Source organism: Neobacillus sp. 19, assembly GCF_049463095.1.
In the GTDB taxonomy this organism is placed as follows: domain Bacteria; phylum Bacillota; class Bacilli; order Bacillales; family Cytobacillaceae; genus Neobacillus.
This window is the reverse complement of the sequence record NZ_JBMPZU010000090.1, coordinates 1-21,887: the sequence shown is the minus strand read 5'-3', so window position 1 is coordinate 21,887 and position 21,887 is coordinate 1. Positions and strand designations below refer to the sequence as shown.

Below are 21,887 nucleotides of genomic sequence, written 5' to 3'. Positions count from 1 at the left end.
GTTGTGTAACCTGCTTCGTTCTTGCACCAAACCGGGTGTTTAACCCCAAACCCAACAACCTAGATAGGCGTTTCGCATTTATCGTGAAACGCTTTCGCGTTTTTCGTGCGCCGCTTCATTAGATACTCTTTAAGGAGGTGGGAAGAATGGCTGTACCTTTTAGAAGGACTTCTAAAACTGCAAAAAGAAAGCGTCGTACTCATTTTAAATTAAACGTACCTGGTATGGTAAGTTGCCCAAACTGTGGTGAAATGAAACTTGCTCACCGCGTATGTAAAGCTTGCGGAACATACAAAGGAAAAGACGTTGTTAACGACTAATTTCCATTAGGATAGAAAGCACAAGGAGCTATTTAGCCCTTGTGCTTTTGTCGTTTCTATACATACTAGCAATCCCGGCATTGAAAACTAGCCAAAGAAAGGGCGAGGAAAATTGTCATACCGCATTGTTAAACAGGAAAAAGGGTACTTATTATTTACCATTTCTAGGATTGATAAAAGGAATGCCATTAATTATGAGATAATGGAGGGATTAAAAGAAGCAGTAAGAATAGCTTCTGAATCAGATATAAAGGCATTGATTATTACTGGAGAAGGAAGCCAAGCTTTTTGTTCTGGAGGCGATTTATCCACTTTTCATCTTCTTCATACGAAGGAGGAAGCCTATCCTATGCTTTCTATGATGGCTAATATTCTATATACGCTCTTAACTTTACCTATTCCGACAATTGCTCTTATAAACGGAACAGCAGTTGGGGGCGGCTGTGAGCTGGCAGCTGCCTGCGATTTTCGACTTGCACGAAAAGGAATTAAGGCAGGTTTTGTTCAGGGGAAGCAGGCCATTACCACAGGCTGGGGGGGAGGCTCTATCCTAGCGGAAAAACTTCCAGCTGCAAGTGCAATGAAAATGTTAATGGAAGCAGAACTGCAAACTGCCGATGAATTAAAAAATACTGGATTTATTCATACTCTTTTTGAAAATGACCCTCTGGACGCCTGTGAAGCTTTTATTGAAAAAATATTAATAAAGGATATAAACGTACTCCAATCCTATAAAAAAATTTGGATTAGGAAATGGGAAGCAACCTTACTGCGTGAAAGAATAGAGGAAGAGGTCAAAAATTGCGCATGGCTTTGGGAAAGCGATGCACACCATGAATATGTCAGGTCCTTTATAAATAAAAAACTTTGAATAAAAATAAAAAGACAACTCTTTCACAGTCTATCTTTTCTAGTAGATGCATATGTATTATAAAAACACTAGGAGGGGGATGGACTGATGTCACCAACCAGACAAGATGCATGGTCCCAAGATGAGGATTTATTGCTTGCTGAAGTTGTACTTAGGCATATCCGTGAAGGCGGAACACAACTGCAGGCATTTGAGGAGGTTGGCAAACAGCTCTCGAGAACGTCAGCAGCCTGTGGTTTCCGCTGGAACTCATATGTGCGAAAGCAATATAAATCAGGCATAGAACTTGCTAAGAAACAGCGTAAGGAGTTAAAGAAACATGATGCTCCTGCTGAGAGAGAGCCAAGTCAAGAGCCTGCTAAAGTAGACTTTGTACAATCACCGCCCGGTTGTGAACAGGGAACCACAATCACCTTTCCTGCCGTTATGCACTATTTAGAAGGACTCCATCAACAAGCTGAAGCTTCATCTAGTTTTGAAGAGGACAGAAAGCAATCCTCTGAAAAAATTAAAGAATTGGAGAAGAAAACATACTATTTAGCCGCAGAAAATGAAAGACTGTCAAAAAATTTAAAAGCCATTGAAGAAGACTACCGTTCGTTAATTGAAATTATGGAAAGAGCCAGAAAAATGGTTGTCCTTCAAGACGAGGATCGGCAGCAAAAGGTCAAATTTCAAATGGATAAGAACGGCAATCTTGAAAGAGTGGAAAAATAGAAAAAGCGGACATTTTGTCCGCTTTTTCTTATATGTGTTGTGCTTCGACGCCTTCTGGATACCAGACAAGTGGATTTTCTCCACGGTCACGCTCCATATCATAATCAACATTGCTAAACCCTAATTTTTCCCAAAAACCACTTGATTGGACTCTAGGGTTTGTTTTAATTGGCAGCCCGAAACTTTTAGCAAACGAGACAAGGGCTTTACCGAAGCCTTTCCCTTGATAATCAGGGAGTACTTCCAGTTTCCATAATTCTAAATAGTTTTGTGGCGGAAAGAAATAACGGTCGAATTTCGCATCAATCTGATATAAACTCATGCGTGCTACTAATTTGTCCCCAAAATAAATGCCGTAGAAAGGTGATTCACTATCATTATCAATCATATTTGCTTCAAGGTCTTCAAACATCGATAACTCTTGAATTCCATATTCCTTAAATTTTTTAAATTCTTCTAGTGTTTTAAAATTTACTTTTAGTTTTTCCACTTTTATCGCCATAGTTAAACCTCCTAAAAAGTTACCATCTTAATTTTGCAAATATTCATTTGGTTTTTGAAAACACACAATGAAATTTTTTTATTATTCAAATGAATTACGTTCATTATATAACAAATTCACAAAAAATTCTTCAAATAACTTTAGGAAGCGTTTTCAAAAATTGCAGGAAATTCAGAGAATGATGTAGAAAAATAAAAGGGATGGAACAAAAGGGATACGAAAGGGGAAAAAATGTGCAAAAAATATTAATCGCCAATCGGGGAGAAATTGCCCTTCGGATTATTAAAACCTGTCAGGAGATGGGGATTGAAACAGTTGCTATCTATTCCAAAGCCGATCAGGAAATGCCTTTTGTTAAAGCTGCCACAAAGGCTGTTTGTGTTGGAGAACCGCCTGTAAACAAATCCTATTTACAAAGTGATAAAATTCTGGAAATCGCAAAAAGTGAAAAAGTGGATGCCATTCATCCCGGCTATGGCTTTTTATCCGAAAATGCAGCATTTGCTAAAGAGGCAATCAATGAAGGAATTATATTTATTGGACCGAAGCCAGAAACGATTGAATTAATGGGAGACAAAATCGTGTCTCGCCGGACCATGGAGAAGGCTGGTGTCCCAGTTGTGCCCGGAAGTGTGAATGGTGTAAAGACGATTGCAGAAGCGTGCAGTCTTGCAGAGGCGATCGGATATCCCATCATGCTTAAGGCAAGCGGCGGGGGCGGGGGAATAGGCATGGTGCTAGTAGAAAATGAGCAAGCGCTCGTTAAGTTTTATGATTCAACTAAGTCGAGAGCGATGGCCTATTTCGGTTCAGATGAGGTTTTTATTGAAAAATATATTGCGGATGCCAGACATATTGAGGTTCAGGTGTTTGGGGACAGCGCTGGAAACATCGTCCATCTATTTGAACGGGATTGTTCCATACAAAGAAGGCACCAAAAGGTTGTTGAGGAATCACCATCCCCTTTTCTATCCGAGACAGTCCGGCATAAAATGTATGAAACAGCTGTGAAAGCAGCACATGCTGTGGAATATACAAATGCTGGAACGATTGAATTCATTGTCGATGAAAATGAGAATTTTTACTTTCTCGAAATGAATACCCGGCTTCAAGTCGAACACCCTGTGACAGAAATGATTACCGGCCTGGATTTAGTTAAATGGCAAATTCTTGTGGCACGAGGTGAGAAATTACCTTTATTGCAACCTGAGATTGCCTCATCAGGGAACGCAATCGAATTTAGGCTTTATGCGGAAGACCCTGTTCGCTTTTTGCCATCCCCGGGAAAAATCACGAAGCTCAAATGGAATCAAAAAGAAGAAGTGAGAATTGACTCCGGATATGAAGAAGGCGGAACGGTGACACCATTTTACGATCCGATGATTGCCAAATGTATTTTTCATGGTGACACACGGAAGCAAGCATTAGCCGCCGCAGAAAATTTCTTTAATGAGATAGAAATTGAGGGGATTAAAACGAATGCCCCAATATTCTTAACTGATACTTGCAAACGAAGACTTCCAAAAGGGATTGTACACAACAAGCTTTTTAATAAAAAATTTGGTGAAATAAGGAGTGTAATAATCATGAAAGAAATTACAGCATCGATGGCAGGGACAGTATTAAATATTTTTGCAGCTTCAGGTGATCAAGTAAATCCAGGCCAAGAAGTATTAATGCTGGAATCGATGAAAATGGAGATACCAATCGAAAGTGGAATCGAAGGAGTAGTCCAAAAAGTAAATGTCAATATCGGGGATTTCGTCAATGAAGGCGATGTTTTAATCGTTCTGGAATAGCATTTCTTAAAGGGGGAGCATGATGGCAGCGACTAATACGTTAAATGAGCAATTAAATGAAAATAGGAAAAAAATTGAAGCTGGCGGTCAGCCAAAATACCATGAAAAATTGAAAGAACAAAGAAAATTGTTTGTGCGTGACCGGTTAGCATTATTATTCGATGAGGGAAAATATGAAGAGGATGGGAAATTTGCCAACTTTCAGGCTGGTAATCTACCCGCCGATGGTGTCATAACGGCAATCGGTAAAATTAATGGGCAGACTGTATGTGTCATGGCCAATGATTCGACGATTAAAGCAGGTTCCTGGGGGGCACGAACCGTTGAAAAAATAATCCGGATTCAAGAAACAGCGGAAAAGTTAAAGGTTCCATTATTTTATCTTGTCGATTCTGCAGGTGCGAGAATCACCGACCAATTAGAGATGTTTCCAAATCGACGCGGGGCAGGGAAAATCTTTCATAATCAAGTAAAGCTCTCCGGAATGATTCCGCAAGTTTGTATTCTGTTTGGCCCTTCTGCAGCCGGAGGAGCGTACATCCCGGCATTTTGTGATATTGTCATCATGGTTGATCAAAACGCTTCGATGTATTTGGGTTCACCACGCATGGCGGAAAAGGTGATTGGGGAAAAGGTAACACTCGAAGAAATGGGTGGTGCCCGTATGCACTGTACCATTAGTGGCTGCGGCGATGTTCTAGCCGCTAGTGAGGAAGAGGCAATTGCATCAGCCAAAACATACATTAGCTATTTTCCCGCCAGCTTTAAGGACAAATCAAAAATAACTGAGGGCGAGGCTGCAATGGAGGGCCGTGAACTGGAAGCCATTATTCCGGAAAACCAAAATGCCCCTTTTGATATGAAAGAATGTATCGACCGACTAGTAGACAATGCTAGCTTTTATGAAATAAAAAAATTATTTGCACCAGAATTAATAACAGGATTAGCTAGAATAAATGGAAGAGCTATTGGGATCATTGCTAATCAGCCAAAGGTTAAAGGCGGGGTTTTATTTGTCGATTCAGCTGATAAAGCAGCAAAATTCATCCAGCTCTGCGATGCTTTCCATATTCCATTATTATTCCTGGCAGATGTCCCCGGATTTATGATTGGTACAAAAGTAGAACGGGCCGGTATTATCCGTCACGGTGCAAAATTGATAGCAGCCATGAGTTCGGCAACAGTACCGAAAATCTCGGTAATTGTTAGAAAAGCGTATGGTGCAGGACTATATGCGATGGCTGGTCCCGCGTTTGAACCTGATTGCTGTATCGCTCTTCCTACTGCTCAAATCGCTGTGATGGGTCCGGAAGCAGCAGTAAATGCTGTATATTCGAATAAAATTAATGAAATTGATGATCCAAAAGAAAGAATTGCCTATGTTCAAGAAAAACATAAAGAATATAAAGAACATATCGACATATACAAACTGGCATCAGAGCTAATCGTCGATGAAATTGTGGCACCATCTGAATTAAGAGATGTGCTTATACAGCGATTTGCTTATTATGAAACAAAAGAATTAACCTTTAGTGTCAGAAAGCATCCCGTTTATCCAGTATAAAAAAACATGCCCTTTTCGATTTTTATCGAAAAGGGTTATTTTTTTAAGAAAACCTACTAACCAATTACCAATTGCATCTGATAAAATAACGTATAATAGATGACTAAAATGAGGGATTACCATGAAGGTTGGAATAATTGGTGCTGGTTCAATTGGATTATTATTTGCATCCTACATTAGTAAAGTATTTGAGGTAACGATTTACACGAGGACAACGGAGCAGGCAGACGAGATTAATCAAAATGGCATCTTGCTGCGTAAAGGAGGAGAGGAACGAATCGCTTTGGTCAGAGCTATGCCAATGACAACTTGGGAAGGATCTGAAGAGTTAACCATTATTGCTGTCAAACAATATCAACTTCCAGCGATTATCGAGAAGCTGGGCCAAGTAACTGTCGTTCTTGAAAATATGTTATTTCTACAAAATGGAATGGGTCATTTAAAGCTGCTTGAAGATATCAGGGTAAATAATTTAATTCTTGGATCGGTTGAACATGGAGCCTTAAGAGAAAATTCGTATACCGTAAGCCATAATGGTGAAGGGGTAACAAATGCAGCCGTTTTCCGAGGGGAAACTGCACCGTTCCAGCAATTTATTGCAGTTATGCCTTCCGAGTTTCCATTTGTTTTTCAAGAGAATTATCATGAGATGCTTGTAAAAAAACTAATTGTCAACGCAGTCATAAATCCATTGACTGCCATCCTTCAAGTGAAAAATGGGAAATTAATTGAAAATCAGTTTTATTTTCATGCAGTAAAAAAGCTGTTTACGGAAATTTCCTTCATTTTGGACTTAAAACGCCCGGAGGATGAGCTAATGCTAGTTGTTGATATTTGTAAAAAGACGGCCGACAACCGCTCTTCGATGCTAAAAGATCTTGAAGCAAATAGGTTGACAGAAGTAGATGCCATTTTAGGATTTTTAATAGAAAAAGCAAAGAAACAGGATAAGAAGGCTCCTCAAATCGAAAGCCTGTATTACTTAATCAAAGGAAAAGAACAGGTAGGGGGGGAAGATAGATGAGTACAATCCTCTCCGCCATTTTAACTGTTTTTTTTACCTTACCGCTTCTGGGTTCATTGCTAGTTTTTATTGTAATAAAATTCTTTACTAAAAAATCCCGTAAATCGCTGCATGCGGCAGTGGATTATACGACACTTTTATACATCATATCTGTTCATTTTTTAATTGTTACGATATGGGGAAAATCATTATTTTGGTTAATAATATTACTGATGATCTTGATTGCCATGGTTTTTGTTATTGTTCATTGGAAAGTCAAGGAAGAGATTGTTTTGAAAAAGGTCGTTAAAGGGTTTTGGCGTTTTAATTTTCTTGTTTTTTTTCTAGCTTACCTGACCATATCCCTATATGGAATCATACGTGGTGCTTTGACATTTACTTTTTCTACATAAATTTTGAAGCAAAGATTTTTTCATTAAGGGGATGGTAGTGGTATACTCGAAAAGAATGAATCTGAGTAATTAGAAAGGAAGTACTTGAATGGAGATTGTAAATCTCTCGCTACCAGCAACCAATCGGTTTGCATCGAATTATTTGGAACAATCTGCTGCTATCCAGCCTTTTTTTCATTATCGTTATAATGATTTGCATGAAGATGCAAAAAGAATAGCTGAATTAAACAACAGACCGTTTCCCCGTATGGAGGTTGCTGCACATATTGAGGGCTTTATGGAGCGCTTTCCATCTTCAGAAGCTGTAAAAAAGTCAATTGAAAAATTGAAATTAAAAAATAGTACTGTAGTCATTGGCGGGCAGCAGGCAGGAATTCTGACAGGTCCGCTTTATTCCATACATAAAGTCATTTCTATCATTAAATTAGCTGAAGAAAAAGAAAAGCAGCTTGGTATTCCCGTTATTCCTGTCTTTTGGATTGCGGGAGAAGACCATGATTTTCAAGAAGTGAACCATGTATTTGTACCTGTTGCAGAAAAGATCGATAAATGGACCTACCCGGAAAAAGTTCATCAAAAGAAAATGGTGTCTGATATTCAGTTAAACCAGAACATTTGTCTTACATGGGTTGAGAATGTAATTAAGAATTTTGGTGAAACGGAATTTACGAATGAACTTTTAGAATTTGCCAAAGGACAAATAGAAAAGTCAACAACCTTTGTTGATTTCTTTGCCCACATTATTATGGAACTTTTCAAAGATTATGGGTTATTAATTGTTGATTCCGGGAACAGTGACTTCCGGCAGTTACAAAAGGAATTTTTTACGGAGCAGATTATTCACCATGACGCCATAACCTTCTCGTTATTGGAGCAGCAAAAGCAAATAGAAAAAAAGGGATTTCCTATTACGATTGACGCAAGTGAAAAAGCGGCTAACATCTTCTATTATGATCAAAAGGTGAATGATCGCATTTTGCTTGAATTTGATCGGGAGACCGATCGATTCGTGGGGAAAAGTGGTGTCATAACGTTCTCGAAAGAGGAATTAGTGGGATTAGCAACTGGAGATCCCGCAAAATTAAGTAATAATGTGGTGACGCGTCCGCTCATGCAGGAATGGCTGTTTCCAACCATCGCCTTTATTGCAGGACCGGGCGAAATTTCCTACTGGGCAGAGCTTAAACTAGTCTTTGAGCATTTTAACATTAAAATGCCGCCAATTGTTCCCCGTTTGAATATTACGTTCTTGGATCGTTCAGTTGAAACGGATATTTCAGAATTAAATTTGAAGCTGACGGAAGTTTTAAGTAATGGAACGGCGAAGGAAAGGGAACAGTTTTTAGCTGCTATTAAAGATAAAGAATTAGTAGAATTATTTTCAAGGACAATCGAAATGGTAGAGAAGCAATATGCGCTGATTGAGGCCAAAACGGAACAGCTTGACCGTGCGCTTTTACCAATGCTTGCGAAAAATGAAAGTTATGTACGAAAAGAAATTGACTTTATGCTGTTAAAACTCGAAGAAGCGGTAAAGCGGAAGCACGATGTTCAGTTGAAAAAATATGCTCGTGTAGATCTAGCATTACGGCCTGACGGCTTTCCGCAAGAGCGGGTGTGGAACATATTTTATTATTTAAATCAATATGGTCTAACCTTTATGAATAAATTAATGGCGGGGTCATTTGAATTTGATGGCCGCCATAAGGTAATGAAAATATAGGAAAAACTCCACCTGAATCGGGTGGAGTTTTATTTTTTTTATGAAAAATCTTCAGGTTAAAAAAGGATTTTAAGGAATTTGGGGCGAATAGTTTAAAAATAGGTGGTGAAAAGTGGGGGAATGTGGTACATTTTTTATAGAAAGTGGGGGTAATGGGTATGTTCATGGGTGAATACCATCACAGCATTGATAATAAAGGCCGCTTGATCGTGCCCTCCAAATTCCGTGATGGACTTGGCGATATGTTTATCATCACCCGTGGATTGGATCAATGTTTGTTTGGTTACCCAGTTTCGGAGTGGGGGCTGATTGAAGAAAAGTTAAAAGGCCTGCCGCTGACGAAAAAAGATGCCCGTGCTTTTACAAGATTCTTCTTTTCAGGAGCAACAGAAAGTGAATTGGATAAACAAGGAAGAATTAATATCCCTGCACCACTATTGCAATATGCAAAGTTGGAAAAAGAATGCGTGATCTTAGGTGTTTCCAATCGAATTGAAATCTGGAGTAAACAGATTTGGGAAGACTATTTTGCACAGTCAGAAGAATCTTTTGCAGAAATTGCAGAAAATATGATTGGCTTTGATATATAATGGATAAGTTATATTAATATATTTTCTGTAATCATGTAATTATGTTCGATTGGAAAAGGTGGTACGAAAATGTTTGAACATACAACTGTGTTGTTAAACGAAGCTGTTGACGGCTTAAATATTAAGTCAGATGGGATTTACGTAGATTGTACTTTAGGCGGTGCCGGTCATAGTTCCCTCATCCTTTCAAGGCTTGGTGCGGGAGGTAAACTGTATGCGTTTGACCAGGACGAAACAGCCATTGCAAATGCAAAAGAAAAGTTAGCCGAATATGGAGACCGATTAGTTATTATTAAAAGCAATTTCTTATATTTAAAAGAAGAACTTGCGCTTCTTGGAATTAATCATGTTGACGGAGTCCTATATGACTTGGGGGTATCTTCACCGCAGTTGGATACACCTGAGAGAGGTTTTAGCTACCATCATGATGCACCACTCGATATGAGGATGGACAACGATGCAGACATTTCAGCTTACGATGTCATCAATCATTGGTCATATGAAGACTTGGTCCGGATCTTTTTCCGATATGGAGAAGAGAAATTCTCGAAACAAATTGCTCGTAAAATCGAAGCAGCGAGAACCGTAAAACCAATCGAAACGACCTTCGAGTTGGTAGAATTGATAAAGGATGGAATTCCCGCACCTGCAAGAAGAAAGGGCGGACATCCGGCGAAGAGAATCTTTCAAGCAGTCAGAATAGCTGTGAATGATGAACTGGCAGTTTTTGAAAAGTCTTTAAACCAGGCGATTGACTTATTAAATCCAGAGGGAAGAATAAGTGTTATTACTTTTCATTCATTAGAGGACAGAATTTGTAAGGCAACCTTTAAAAAGGCGAGTGAGATACCGCCTTTACCTCCAGGATTACCCATTATACCTGATGAGTATAAACCGATTCTAAAGCTAGTTTCTCGTAAACCGATACTTCCATCTGAAGAAGAATTAGAACAAAATAATCGGGCGCGCTCTGCAAAGCTTCGAATTGCTGAAAAATTATAGATAATAAAATCTGGAGGGGAAACGATTGAGTAATCTTGCGAGAAAATTTTTAGAACAGCAACAAACAGAACAGACAATTCAAACAAAAAGACAAGTAAAAATTAAAAAATCGTGGCTCACTCCGGGCGAAAAAATTATTGGAGTCGTATTTGCCGGAATGGTTTGTTTTGGGGCAATCCATCTTATTTCTACCCAATCAGAAATTTATGAAGTAAACAAGGACATTCAATCAGTTGAAGGAAAGATTAACGAGCAGGAAAAGGTAAATAGGGACTTAAAGGTTCAAGTAAGCGAATTAAGTTCATACGAACGGATTTTTGAAAAGGCTAAGCAAATGGGCCTGTTAATAAACGAAAATGACGTCAAGGTTGTGCAGGAAAGATGAACAAGAAACAGCCAAATATGAATGTAGGAGCAGCCATATTATTCGGATTATTCGGCCTGCTCTTTTTTGTATTGATTTTCAGGTATTTTTCGATTCAAATAACAGGTGAAGTCAGTGGACAGCCCCTCGCTGCGAAGGCGCAGCAAAAATATGGCAGGGAGGGAACCCTGCAGGCATCAAGGGGGATGATCTTTGACCGGAATGGCGTGGTGGTAGCGGAGGATACAGCTGCCTATAAACTGGTCGCCATTTTGAATAAAAAGATGACTACAAATCCTAAAAAGCCGCAGCACGTTAAGGACCCACGTAAAACGGCACAGGAACTTGCCAAATACATTAAAATGGATGAATCAGAGATTTATAGCATTCTAACGAATGGAATCGAAAAGAACAGGTTCCAGGTTGAATTTGGCAAGGCGGGCAAAGACATAACGTACGATATAAAGAAAAAAATTGAGGGCTTAGAACTTCCGGGGATTACTTTTTCCCGTGACTCCAAACGGTTCTATCCAAATGGCATTTTTGCATCCCATTTAGTTGGTTATGCAGACCGAATTGAACAAAAGAATGAGACCTATAAATCTGTAGGAAAAATGGGGATAGAAAAAGCCCTGAACGATGAGTTAACAGGGAAAAATGGCCAAATTAATTATGAAAGTGATTTATGGGGATATATCCTTCCGGATGGAAAGGAAAAGATTACTCCGGCACAAAATGGAAATGATATATACTTGACAATTGACCAAAAAATTCAAACGTTTTTAGAAGATGCGATGGATACTGTGGTAAAAGAGTATAAACCGAAAAAGATAATCGCAATTGTCGCCGACCCGAAAACAGGTGAAATTCTGGCGATGGGTCAACGGCCATCCTTCCACCCGAAAACAAAAGAGGGAATCGAAAACAGCTGGCATAATGAAGCAATTGAAACATCCTTTGAACCAGGCTCAACGATGAAGATTTTCACACTTGCTGCAGCTGTCCAAGAAAATAAATTTAACCCAAATGAAATCTATCAATCCGGTTCTTATCGGGTGACTGAAAAATCTCAGGCGATCCATGATCATAATGGTTCTGGCTGGGGACCGATTAGCTATCTCGAAGGTGTTCAGCGCTCATCGAATACAGCTTTTGCTAAAATTGCCAATGAAAAGTTGGGATTTGAAAAATTTCGAGAATATTTAACGAAATTTGGCTTTGATAAACCGACTGGGATTGCACTTCCGGATGAAACTTCAGGGAAGATTCAATTTACCTATCCGATTGAAAAAATCACTACCGCTTATGGGCAGGGTACGGCCATTACCCCGATTCAACAAATTCAAGCAGCTACCGCGATTGCTAATGACGGGAAAATGATGAAGCCTCAGGTGGTTAAAGAAATTGTCAACCATGATACCGGTGAAACAATAAAGGAGGTTGCACCGGAAGTTGTATCAACACCGATATCGGCTGAAACAGCGAAAGAAGTGCGTGATATTCTGGAAACGGTTGTAACCTCTCCTAAAGGGACGGGAGGACGTTACAAAATTGATGGCTATAGTGTAGCGGGTAAGACTGGAACGGCAAATATCCCGGGCCCGAATGGAAAGTATTTATCCGGAGTTAATAATTATATATTTTCATTTCTAGGTATGGCACCGAAAGAAAATCCGAAATTAATTGTTTATGTAGCCGTTCAACAGCCTGAAGGATTAGAAAATTATGGTCAAGGGGCGATTCCTGTTTCCATGATTTTTAACCCTGTAATGAAAAATAGTCTGCATTATTTAAATATCCAGCCTTCCACGCTTGAAAAGGCTGTGGTAAACAAACTATCAAATCTTAAGGGAAAATCAGTCGAGGAAGCTGTCAAAAAGCTAAAAGAAACTGGCTTTGAAACGGTTGTCCTTGGAAATGGAACATCCGTGGTTGGACAGCAGCCACAGGCGGGGACAGTCGTTTTAGAGGGTGAGAAGGTCATCCTCCAAACAGATGGTGAACTCACGGCTCCGGACATGACAGGCTGGTCATTAAGAGATGTGATGAAAGTTGCTAATCTGGCCGGATTAAAGTTAAGTTCAAAGGGCATGGGCTATGTCACCGGGCAAAATATTACCCAAGGAGCACTTTTACGCAAAGGAGATTTCCTTATTGTTGATTTGAAAACCCCTGAAGAATTATGGAATCAAGAATTAAATGCCAAAAATGGTGAAACTGGAAATACTGATAATGAAGAAGAGGAAAAGGTGCAAGATTAACGAAAAAATCCCGCTTTTTAAGCGGGATTTTTGCTGTTTACGGGGAGTTGGCACTGGTCTAAACGAAAAGGTACAAGCATATTAATGAACGATAAAGGAATTTGAATGCTTGATAAGGGAGGATCATTCATTGTATGCGTGTTTCTAATGTTACTGTCCGTAAACGGCTAATGATTGCACTATTCGTTGGAATTCTAACCTTCTTGATTATTGATGTTCGGCTGGGGTATGTCCAGTTTGTCCTCGGTGATATGCTGACTGATCGAGCGAAAGGCTTATGGAGCAGGAATATCCCTTTTGAACCGGAGCGCGGAAAAATTGTTGACCGGAATGGGGTGGCATTAGCAACGAATATTAGCGCACCTACCGTTTATGTCATTCCGAGGCAAGTGAAAGATCCGGCAGCTACTGCTGAAAAGCTGGCGGCCGTGCTAGGTATGCCAAAGGATAAGGCATACCGTGATATTACAAAAGGTGCTTCCTCCGTTCGAATAAAGGAAGGAAGGAAAATATCGCACGAAAAAGCAAAAGAAATCAGAGCACTTAACCTTGAAGGGGTTTATATAGGCGAGGACTCAAAGCGGCATTATCCAAATGGAAGTTACCTTTCTCATGTTCTTGGGTTTACCGGAGTGGACAACCAAGGTTTAATGGGTCTTGAGCAGTACTATGATAAAGAGTTAAATGGTGAACGCGGCGCCGTTAAATTTTACGCCAATGCCAAAGGCGAAAGAATGAACGACATGGCCGATGATTACGAGCATCCGGTAAATGGCCTTGATTTGAAATTAACGATTGATTCTAAAATCCAAACAATTATCGAACGAGAACTCGATATTGCTGAGGCAAAATATAATCCAGATGGCATTGTAGCCATTGCCATGAATCCCAACAATGGCGAAATATTAGGGATGTCAAGCCGGCCGACGTTTGACCCGGCTAATTTCCGAAATGTTCCGCAAGAGGTTTATAATCGAAACCTACCGGTATGGTCTACCTATGAACCTGGATCCACCTTTAAAATTATTACCCTCGCAGCGGCACTGAATGAAGGAAAAGTGGATTTGGAAGAAGATCATTTTCATGATTCAGGTTCTGTCCAAGTGGCAGGAGCAAGATTAAAATGCTGGAAAAGAGGCGGTCATGGCAGCCAGACCATGTTGGAAGTGGTTCAAAATTCCTGTAACCCCGGATTTGTGGAAATGGGAGATCGTTTAGGGAAAGAAAAGCTCTTTAAATATATTAAGGATTTTGGTTTTGGCCAAAAAACAGGAATAGACTTACAAGGGGAAGGTACGGGAATTTTATTTAATATGAACCGGGTTGGTCCTGTTGAACAAGCAACAACCGCTTTTGGACAGGGGGTATCGGTTACACCCATTCAGCAGGTAACGGCGGTTTCCGCTGCCATTAATGGTGGAATACTTTACAAACCGTTTATTGCCAAGGAGTTAATTGATCCAGTTACGAAGGAAATAGTAATGAGAAATACTCCCGTAGAAAAAAGACGAGTGATTACGGAGGAAACATCGAAGGAAATTCGCCATGCCCTTGAAAGTGTTGTGGCCCAGGGGACAGGAGGCAGAGCATTTATTGAAGGCTATCGTGTTGGTGGAAAAACTGGAACGGCGCAAAAAGCACAGGGTGGGAGATATTTAGAAAATAACTTTATCGTTTCCTTTATCGGCTTTGCTCCAGCTGATGACCCTCAGATCGTTGTTTATGTTGCAGTTGATAATCCAAAAGGAGTGACGGCTTTTGGAGGTACTGTCAGTGCGCCAATCGTCGGAAGTATTATGAAGGATGGTTTAAGTGCAATTGGAGTAGAACCGCGAAAGGATCAAATTGAAAAAGAAATTAAATGGCCAGATACACCACTTTTAACATTACCTGATTTTGTTGGCTTAACGAAAAGCGAACTTCAAGAGCAGATGATTAATTTAAGGATAGATGCCAGCGGGGAAGGCGATGTTGTTGTTAGACAATCTCCAAAACCTGGCACAAAGGTAAAGGATGGATCAAAAATTAGACTTTACTTTGGTAAAGGCGATTAATAAAAAAAATAAGGAAAATGAAAGGGCGCCGGAATTTATTCCGCCGCCTAAAATTTTATTAAGCTTTGATTACTAAATGGTAAAATAAAATGATTTAATGTAAAATAAGATGGAACTTTCTTCAGAAGGTCTTTAGGTAAATACTGGTAAACAATTGATTTGTACGGTAATGAGAGGATTTGAGAGAAAATGAAGCTACAAAAGCTGCTTAAGTATTTGCATCCCATTCATCCTTTTAAGGTGGACGACCCGGAAATTACTTCGATTGAAAATGATAACCGGAAGGTGCAAAAGGGGAGCTTGTTTATTTGTATTAAAGGATACACAGTTGACGGCCATGATTTTGCCGCATCCGCTGTAAAAAATGGGGCAGCGGCAATACTTGCTGAGCGTCCGTTAGACCTTGAAGTTCCTGTTATCATTGTAAAAGATACCACACGAGCAATGGCGGTGCTCGCGAATGCCTTCTACGGCCAGCCTACAAAAAAGCTGCATTTAATTGGCATTACAGGAACGAACGGAAAAACAACAACAAGTCATTTGATTGAAAAAATATTTACCGATGCAAGCAAAAAAACAGGCTTGATTGGTACAATGTACACAAAAATAGCTGACCGGATTATAGAAACGAAAAACACAACACCAGAAAGCTTAACACTTCAAAAAACATTTCAACAAATGGTTGATTCCGGTGTCAGTCATGCGGTAATGGAGGTTTCATCACATGCCCTTGATTTAGGAAGGGTTCATGGTTGTGATTTTGATGTTGCAGTATTCACAAACCTAACACAAGATCACCTGGATTATCATAAATCAATGGAGGAATATAAACGCGCGAAAAGCTTATTGTTTGCCCAGCTTGGCAATACTTTTGACGATAATAAACCAAAATTCGCTGTCTTAAATGCAGATGATCCTGCATCAGAAATGTATAGCAGGTCGACGGCGGCACATGTGGTTACATACGGAATCGATCAGAAGGCAGATGTTCAGGCAGAGCATATACATATGACTCCTAAAGGGACTAATTTCGATCTTATAATGGGGGGTACCGTCTATCCCATCAACATGCAGTTAATTGGAAAATTTAGTGTCTATAATGTTTTAGCAAGTATCACTGCTGCATTAGTCTCAGGGATTGCGATCCAGGACATTATCGATTCAATCGAAGGTGTCGAAGGAGTAGCCGGAAGGTTTGAACTTGTAAATGCCGGTCAGGATTTTACAGTGATTGTTGATTATGCACATACACCGGATAGCCTCGAAAATGTATTAAAAACGATTCAGCATTTCGCGAACAAAAAGATTTTTGTCATTGTCGGCTGCGGCGGAGACCGTGACCGCACAAAACGGCCATTGATGGCGAAGATTGCCTGCCATCTAGCTACTAACCCTATTTTTACATCGGATAATCCAAGAAGTGAAGATCCGCTGGCAATATTGAAGGAAATGGAAGAAGGTGTGCCGGATGAAACATACCAAGTCATACCGGATCGCAAGGAAGCTATTTATACTGCTGTTAATCAGGCAGAAGCAGGAGATGTCATTTTAATCGCCGGAAAGGGACATGAAACCTATCAAACCATTGGCAGTGTAGTCCATGACTTTGATGACCGTCTTGTTGCTAAGGAAGCAATTGAGGAGAGATAGCTATGTTTTTAGCTTTAAATGACTTGGCAAGTTTGTTTCCGGATAAACAAGGAATCCAGGATGAGATGTTGTTTTACACGGTTACGGACGAGGCAAATATTGATCAGCCAAAAGGATTGTTTATTCCGTTCAATGAAAGCTCAGGGGAACTTTTAGACGCAATTGCCCATGGAGCAATTGCAGCGATTTGGGATCGTGAACATAAATTGCCAAGATATACACCAACTTATTTTCCGGTTTTTTATACGGACGATTTGGCTGATGCCATAAGAAAAATCATTACACTATATTGTGAAAAATTAGATGGAGAAACGAAAAAGCACATGGAAATCACTAACTTTAAATTTTCAAATAAAAAACTTCTTAATAAAAATAAACAAACATATGATATAGCTGGGATATTAGAAATGCTGACTGCAAAGTTAGCAAATGATTCAGAGGGGAGGGGATAAAATGAAGGAGCAAGTTATTTTTTTCACAATTATCATGGGCTTTCTGATCTCAGTTTTACTTTCTCCCATTTTTATTCCCTTCTTAAGAAGGTTGAAATTTGGACAAAGCATTCGGGAAGAAGGTCCTAAATCCCATCAAAAAAAAATCGGGAACACCTACAATGGGCGGTGTAATGATTTTATTTTCAATTATCATTACCACATTGGTGATGATAGGGAAATATTCAGAACAAACACCGGTCACAGCATTTTTACTTTTGTTTGTAACATTTGGGTTCGGTTTACTCGGGTTTTTGGATGATTTCATCAAAGTCGTATTAAAAAGAAATCTGGGATTAACTTCAAAACAAAAGCTTCTTGGTCAAATTATCATTTCCGTTATATTTTATCTGATTTATAAACATTCAGGACAATCGACAGAAATTAAACTGCCATTTGGGGATTACTCCATAGATTTAGGCTGGTCATATGTCCTATTCATCATTTTCTGGCTGGTAGGATTCTCTAATGCTGTGAACCTGACAGACGGACTTGATGGTCTTGTTTCAGGTACGGCCGCGATCGCATTTGGGGCGTTTGCTGTGTTAGCATGGAACCAGAATAACTTTGAAGTTGCAGTATTCTCTGTTGCAGTGGTTGGAGCGGTCTTAGGGTTTTTAGTTTTTAATGCTCATCCTGCTAAGGTGTTTATGGGGGACACAGGCTCGCTGGCACTGGGTGGTGCAATCGCTGCTATTGCGATTTTAACAAAGCTTGAGATCCTCCTGATTATCATTGGCGGTGTTTTTGTTATCGAAACATTATCGGTTATTCTTCAGGTTGCCTCCTTTAAAACAACGGGGAAACGAATCTTTCGAATGAGCCCTTTGCATCATCATTACGAATTAGTAGGCTGGTCGGAATGGCGCGTAGTTGTTACCTTTTGGAGTGTTGGCCTAATATTTGCGATCCTAGGAATCTATATCGAGGTGTGGTTGTAATTGAAGCAGATAGAGTCATATCAACATAAAAAAATTCTTGTTCTTGGTTTGGCCAAAAGTGGTGTAACGGCGGCGGCCCTCTTACATAAGCTTGGTGCATTTGTGACAGTGAATGATAAAAAGCCATTATCGGAAAACCCAGAGGCTCAAGGATTATTAGAGCAGGGGATTAAAGTGATTTGCGGTGAACATCCAACAGAGCTTCTTGATGAGGGGTTTGAACTTATTGTAAAAAATCCGGGTATTCCGTATTTCAATCCAATGATTGAAGGCGCCATCGAAAAGGGAATACCTGTGATAACAGAAGTGGAGCTTGCTTTTGAAATTTCTGAAGCACCTTTTATCGGCATAACAGGAACAAACGGTAAAACGACAACGACAACACTTGTATATGAAATGCTTAACCAAGGGGAGAAGCAGCCATTAATTGCGGGTAATATTGGAACGGTTGCCTCGGGAGTCGCCCAAACAGCAACAAAGGAAAATACCATTGTTATTGAATTATCTTCTTTTCAGTTAATGGGAATCAATACCTTTAATCCAAAAATCGCTATTATCACCAATCTTTATGATGCCCATTTGGATTATCACGGTACACGTAAGGAATACATTGATGCTAAGGCGAATATTACTAAAAACCAGACAGAGCTGGAATATTTAATCATTAATGCTGATCAGGAAGAAACATGGGACATTGCACGGCACTCAAAAGCAACGATAATCCCATTTTCTACAAAGAGGGAATTAACAGAAGGGGCCTATATCCAAGATGGCTGGATCATGTTTAATCATGAAAGGGTAATGGCTATTAAAGAGATTGCCCTGCCGGGAGTCCATAATCTTGAAAATATACTTTCTGCCGTGGCAGCAGCAAAACTTTCCGGGGTAGAAAATAGTGCAATCCAAGAGGTACTCCGCACCTTTACTGGTGTCAGGCACCGTTTACAATATGTAACAGATGTTAATGGGAGAAGATTTTATAATGATTCAAAGGCAACAAATAGTTTAGCTACGATCAACGCGCTCGCCGCTTTTGACACCCCAACGATCCTGCTGGCCGGGGGCCTGGATCGCGGGAATGAATTTGATGAGTTAATCCCGTATTTAAAAAATGTAAAGGCGTTAATAACATTTGGCCAAACTGCGCCAAAGATTGAACGTATTGGTGCCCAAGCCGGAATAAAAATAATAAACCGTGTCGATAATGTTGAAAAGGCAGTGCCTGAGGCTTATCGATACTCCGAATCAGGTGACATCATTCTGTTGTCTCCTGCCTGCGCCAGCTGGGATCAATATAAAAGTTTTGAAGTCAGGGGAGACATTTTTATCGAAGCGGTGCATATGCTTAAGTAAGGGCTTGTACAACTTGGTGTTCTCACCCTCCAAGAGTGGTTCTCTAAGCCCTAAAACTCGTGGTTGAGGTGTATAGTGGTGCCGACAAAGAGAACAACTCCTGATTTTATTTTAATGATTGTAACTTTTACGCTGCTGGCAATAGGGTTAATTATGGTTTATAGCGCAAGTGCGATTTGGGCTGAATATAAATTTCATGATTCCTTTTTCTTTGCCAAAAGGCAAACCCTATTCGCCGGGGTCGGAATCGCTGCCATGTTTTTTATTATGAACATCAATTACTGGACTTGGAGAACGTGGGCTAAAACCATTTTAATTGTTTGTTTTGTTTTATTAGTCCTTGTGTTAATTCCCGGAATAGGGAATGTTCGCAATGGGTCAAGAAGTTGGATAGGTGTAGGGGCTTTTTCTATTCAGCCTTCAGAATTTATGAAGCTGGCGATGATTGCCTTTTTAGCAAAATATCTGTCTGAACGCCAAAAGCTGATTACTTCTTTTAAAAAAGGGCTGATCCCTTCTTTGGGACTTGCATTTTTAGCCTTTGCCATGATTATGCTCCAGCCGGATCTAGGAACTGGAACCGTCATGATAGGAACGTGCGTAGTGATGATCTTTATTGCCGGTGCACGGATTAGCCATTTTGCTTTCCTTGGCCTGATGGGTGTAGCAGGGTTTGTCGGCCTAATTGTTTCTGCTCCCTATCGAATCAAAAGGATTACCTCGTTTTTAGATCCTTGGTCAGATCCTTTAGGCAGTGGATTTCAAATTATTCAATCGCTGTATGCCATTGGTCCGGGAGGGTTGTTCGGACTTGGTCTCGGCGAAAGCAGGCAAAAGTTTTTTTACTTGCCCGAACCGCAAACAGACTTTATTTTTGCGATACTTTCTGAGGAACTAGGATTTATTGGCGGGTCGTTTATCCTATTATTATTTGCGCTATTATTATGGCGCGGGATCCGGATTGCACTTGGTGCTCCTGATTTATACGGCAGCTTTCTTGCGGTAGGTATTATTGCTATGGTTGCGATTCAAGTTATGATTAATATCGGTGTTGTAACCGGACTTATGCCAGTAACGGGTATTACGCTTCCATTTCTAAGCTATGGGGGCTCCTCGTTAACCTTGATGTTAATGGCCATTGGTGTGCTTCTGAATATTAGCCGTTATGCACGATATTAAACATGATGCCCTGTTTTTAATGCAGGGTTCTTTTTATTTGTCATGGTGAGTGTGTAATAATTGCCCATACCGGGTTAGTTTTCATTAAAATTAGGTAACATTCTTTTTTCATTCGCTTTTTTTATTCGTTTTTATAGTAAAATGTGTTTAGCAACTTTTCTGAGGTGAGAAAATGAAAATAGCAGTTAGCGGCGGAGGGACAGGCGGACATATATATCCTGCGCTTGCACTAATAAGGGAAATTCAAAAAGAAAACAAAGATGCCGAATTTCTATACATAGGTACCAAGAATGGATTGGAAAGTAAAATCGTTCCGAGGGAGAATATTCCCTTTAAATCCATTCATATTACAGGTTTTAAAAGAAAGCTCTCATTTGAAAATGTCAGAACGGTCTTTCGATTTTTAAAAGGTGTGAAAGACAGTAAAAGAATATTAAAGGAGTTTAAGCCGGACATTGTCATTGGAACAGGCGGGTATGTGTGCGGGCCAGTTGTTTATGCAGCCCATAAGCTCAAGGTCCCAACGATTATTCACGAACAGAATAGTGTCCCCGGCCTGACAAATAAATTTTTAAGCCGGTATGTGAACAAAATTGCGATTTGTTTCGAAGAGGCAAGAGGATACTTTCCGAGTGAAAAGGTTGTTTTCACGGGGAATCCACGGGCTTCAGAGGTCATTGGCAACGATGGAATTAAAGGCCGTCTTTCAGCAGGGCTTAGTACAACCAAACCAGCCGTTCTCATTTTCCTTCCAGGAAGGCAGCAGCACGCAATGAACAAAGCGGTGGGTGGAGCCTGAGCATCCCAAAATGCAATCAAATTCCTTGGTTATGTCAATGATGGGAGTGAGTTGTTCAATCGGATGATCAAATTCTCTCCAACCCATTCAATCCCAAAAGATTATGATCACAGATGATTACATAGTGTCTCCACCACAACAGCGGACTGTAGGCGAATCCTTGAAGCTGGTCCTCCAAGCATTCATTAAGCCCATCTAGAATCATCAAGAAAATGCACAGTCTGGAATTGTGGGTGGTGGCCCACCACATTGCTGTGGAAGAGAATATGTGATGATTGAAGCCTGTGAACC

19 protein-coding genes and 3 pseudogenes are annotated in these 21,887 nt (G+C 40.1%); 20 read left to right on the top strand and 2 right to left on the bottom strand.

Annotation, left to right across the window (positions count from 1 at the left end; genetic code table 11):
* Window positions 1-146 precede the first annotated feature (146 nt).
* From rpmF to ACO1D1_RS25155, 3 genes are all read left to right on the top strand, one after another.
* Window positions 147-320: a 50S ribosomal protein L32 gene (gene rpmF / locus ACO1D1_RS25165; RefSeq protein WP_024029176.1), complete on the top strand. Its 174-nt coding sequence runs from the start codon at window positions 147-149 to the stop codon at window positions 318-320.
* A gap of 112 nt (window positions 321-432) precedes the next feature.
* A complete protein-coding gene (locus ACO1D1_RS25160) occupies window positions 433-1,191 on the top strand; it encodes an enoyl-CoA hydratase/isomerase family protein (RefSeq protein ID WP_149869490.1) in 759 nt (252 codons plus the stop codon).
* Window positions 1,192-1,278: 87 nt separating this feature from the next.
* The gene (locus ACO1D1_RS25155) at window positions 1,279-1,908 is read left to right on the top strand and encodes an RsfA family transcriptional regulator (protein WP_149869491.1); all 630 of its coding nucleotides are present in this window, start codon (window positions 1,279-1,281) and stop codon (window positions 1,906-1,908) included.
* A 28-nt stretch (window positions 1,909-1,936) separates the two neighbouring features.
* Here ACO1D1_RS25155 and ACO1D1_RS25150 read toward each other — a convergent pair whose 3' ends face one another.
* A complete protein-coding gene (locus ACO1D1_RS25150) occupies window positions 1,937-2,410 on the bottom strand; it encodes an N-acetyltransferase (protein WP_149869492.1) in 474 nt (157 codons plus the stop codon).
* A gap of 233 nt (window positions 2,411-2,643) precedes the next feature.
* On the opposite strand from ACO1D1_RS25150, the pseudogene ACO1D1_RS25145 reads away from it, so the two are divergent.
* The 17 genes and pseudogenes from ACO1D1_RS25145 to ACO1D1_RS25065 all read left to right on the top strand — a co-directional run.
* Window positions 2,644-3,982, top strand: a pseudogene (locus tag ACO1D1_RS25145) (acetyl-CoA carboxylase biotin carboxylase subunit).
* A 14-nt stretch (window positions 3,983-3,996) separates the two neighbouring features.
* A complete protein-coding gene (locus ACO1D1_RS25140) occupies window positions 3,997-4,209 on the top strand; it encodes a biotin/lipoyl-containing protein (protein ID WP_149869494.1) in 213 nt (70 codons plus the stop codon).
* A gap of 22 nt (window positions 4,210-4,231) precedes the next feature.
* Entirely contained in the window at window positions 4,232-5,773 is a 1,542-nt protein-coding gene (locus ACO1D1_RS25135; RefSeq protein WP_423337525.1) for an acyl-CoA carboxylase subunit beta, read from the top strand.
* Between the two features lie 121 nt (window positions 5,774-5,894).
* Window positions 5,895-6,797, top strand: a complete 903-nt coding sequence (locus tag ACO1D1_RS25130) for a 2-dehydropantoate 2-reductase (RefSeq protein WP_149869496.1) — start codon at window positions 5,895-5,897, stop codon at window positions 6,795-6,797.
* Window positions 6,794-7,189 (top strand): DUF3397 domain-containing protein, encoded by a 396-nt coding sequence (locus tag ACO1D1_RS25125; protein WP_149869497.1) that lies wholly within the window; start codon window positions 6,794-6,796, stop codon window positions 7,187-7,189. Before ACO1D1_RS25130 ends, ACO1D1_RS25125 begins: the two co-directional genes overlap by 4 nt.
* An 88-nt stretch (window positions 7,190-7,277) precedes the next feature.
* Window positions 7,278-8,912 (top strand): bacillithiol biosynthesis cysteine-adding enzyme BshC, encoded by a 1,635-nt coding sequence (gene bshC / locus ACO1D1_RS25120; protein WP_149869498.1) that lies wholly within the window; start codon window positions 7,278-7,280, stop codon window positions 8,910-8,912.
* Between the two features lie 158 nt (window positions 8,913-9,070).
* A complete protein-coding gene (gene mraZ / locus ACO1D1_RS25115) occupies window positions 9,071-9,502 on the top strand; it encodes a division/cell wall cluster transcriptional repressor MraZ (RefSeq protein ID WP_149869499.1) in 432 nt (143 codons plus the stop codon).
* Between the two features lie 69 nt (window positions 9,503-9,571).
* Window positions 9,572-10,504, top strand: a complete 933-nt coding sequence (gene rsmH, locus ACO1D1_RS25110) for a 16S rRNA (cytosine(1402)-N(4))-methyltransferase RsmH (RefSeq protein WP_149869500.1) — start codon at window positions 9,572-9,574, stop codon at window positions 10,502-10,504.
* 25 nt (window positions 10,505-10,529) lie between these two features.
* Window positions 10,530-10,889 carry a cell division protein FtsL gene (gene ftsL, locus ACO1D1_RS25105; RefSeq protein ID WP_149869501.1) on the top strand — a complete coding sequence of 120 codons (360 nt, stop codon included), beginning with the start codon at window positions 10,530-10,532 and terminating at the stop codon, window positions 10,887-10,889.
* On the top strand, window positions 10,886-13,129 hold the full coding sequence (locus tag ACO1D1_RS25100; RefSeq protein WP_149869502.1) for a penicillin-binding protein: 2,244 nt from the start codon (window positions 10,886-10,888) through the stop codon (window positions 13,127-13,129). The genes ftsL and ACO1D1_RS25100 overlap by 4 nt, the downstream gene beginning before the upstream one ends.
* Before the next feature lie 134 nt (window positions 13,130-13,263).
* A complete protein-coding gene (locus ACO1D1_RS25095) occupies window positions 13,264-15,183 on the top strand; it encodes a stage V sporulation protein D (protein ID WP_149869503.1) in 1,920 nt (639 codons plus the stop codon).
* A 189-nt stretch (window positions 15,184-15,372) separates the two neighbouring features.
* Complete coding sequence (locus ACO1D1_RS25090) at window positions 15,373-16,833, top strand: UDP-N-acetylmuramoyl-L-alanyl-D-glutamate--2,6-diaminopimelate ligase (protein WP_149869504.1); 1,461 nt, start codon at window positions 15,373-15,375, stop codon at window positions 16,831-16,833.
* A gap of 2 nt (window positions 16,834-16,835) precedes the next feature.
* On the top strand, window positions 16,836-17,285 hold the full coding sequence (locus ACO1D1_RS25085) for a hypothetical protein (RefSeq protein WP_149869505.1): 450 nt from the start codon (window positions 16,836-16,838) through the stop codon (window positions 17,283-17,285).
* 1 nt (window position 17,286) lies between these two features.
* Window positions 17,287-18,265 (top strand): annotated as a pseudogene (gene mraY, locus ACO1D1_RS25080) (phospho-N-acetylmuramoyl-pentapeptide-transferase).
* Window positions 18,266-19,618, top strand: coding sequence for a UDP-N-acetylmuramoyl-L-alanine--D-glutamate ligase (gene murD / locus ACO1D1_RS25075; RefSeq protein ID WP_423337523.1), 1,353 nt, complete (start codon window positions 18,266-18,268; stop codon window positions 19,616-19,618). It abuts the pseudogene before it with no gap.
* Between the two features lie 114 nt (window positions 19,619-19,732).
* Window positions 19,733-20,797 carry a stage V sporulation protein E gene (gene spoVE / locus ACO1D1_RS25070; RefSeq protein ID WP_423337524.1) on the top strand — a complete coding sequence of 355 codons (1,065 nt, stop codon included), beginning with the start codon at window positions 19,733-19,735 and terminating at the stop codon, window positions 20,795-20,797.
* 172 nt (window positions 20,798-20,969) lie between these two features.
* Window positions 20,970-21,584, top strand: a pseudogene (locus ACO1D1_RS25065) (UDP-N-acetylglucosamine--N-acetylmuramyl-(pentapeptide) pyrophosphoryl-undecaprenol N-acetylglucosamine transferase); the annotation flags it as partial.
* Between the two features lie 79 nt (window positions 21,585-21,663).
* Here ACO1D1_RS25065 and ACO1D1_RS25060 read toward each other — a convergent pair.
* Window positions 21,664-21,887 (bottom strand): hypothetical protein (locus tag ACO1D1_RS25060; protein WP_423337522.1); only part of this gene is annotated, 224 nt, incomplete at its 5' end.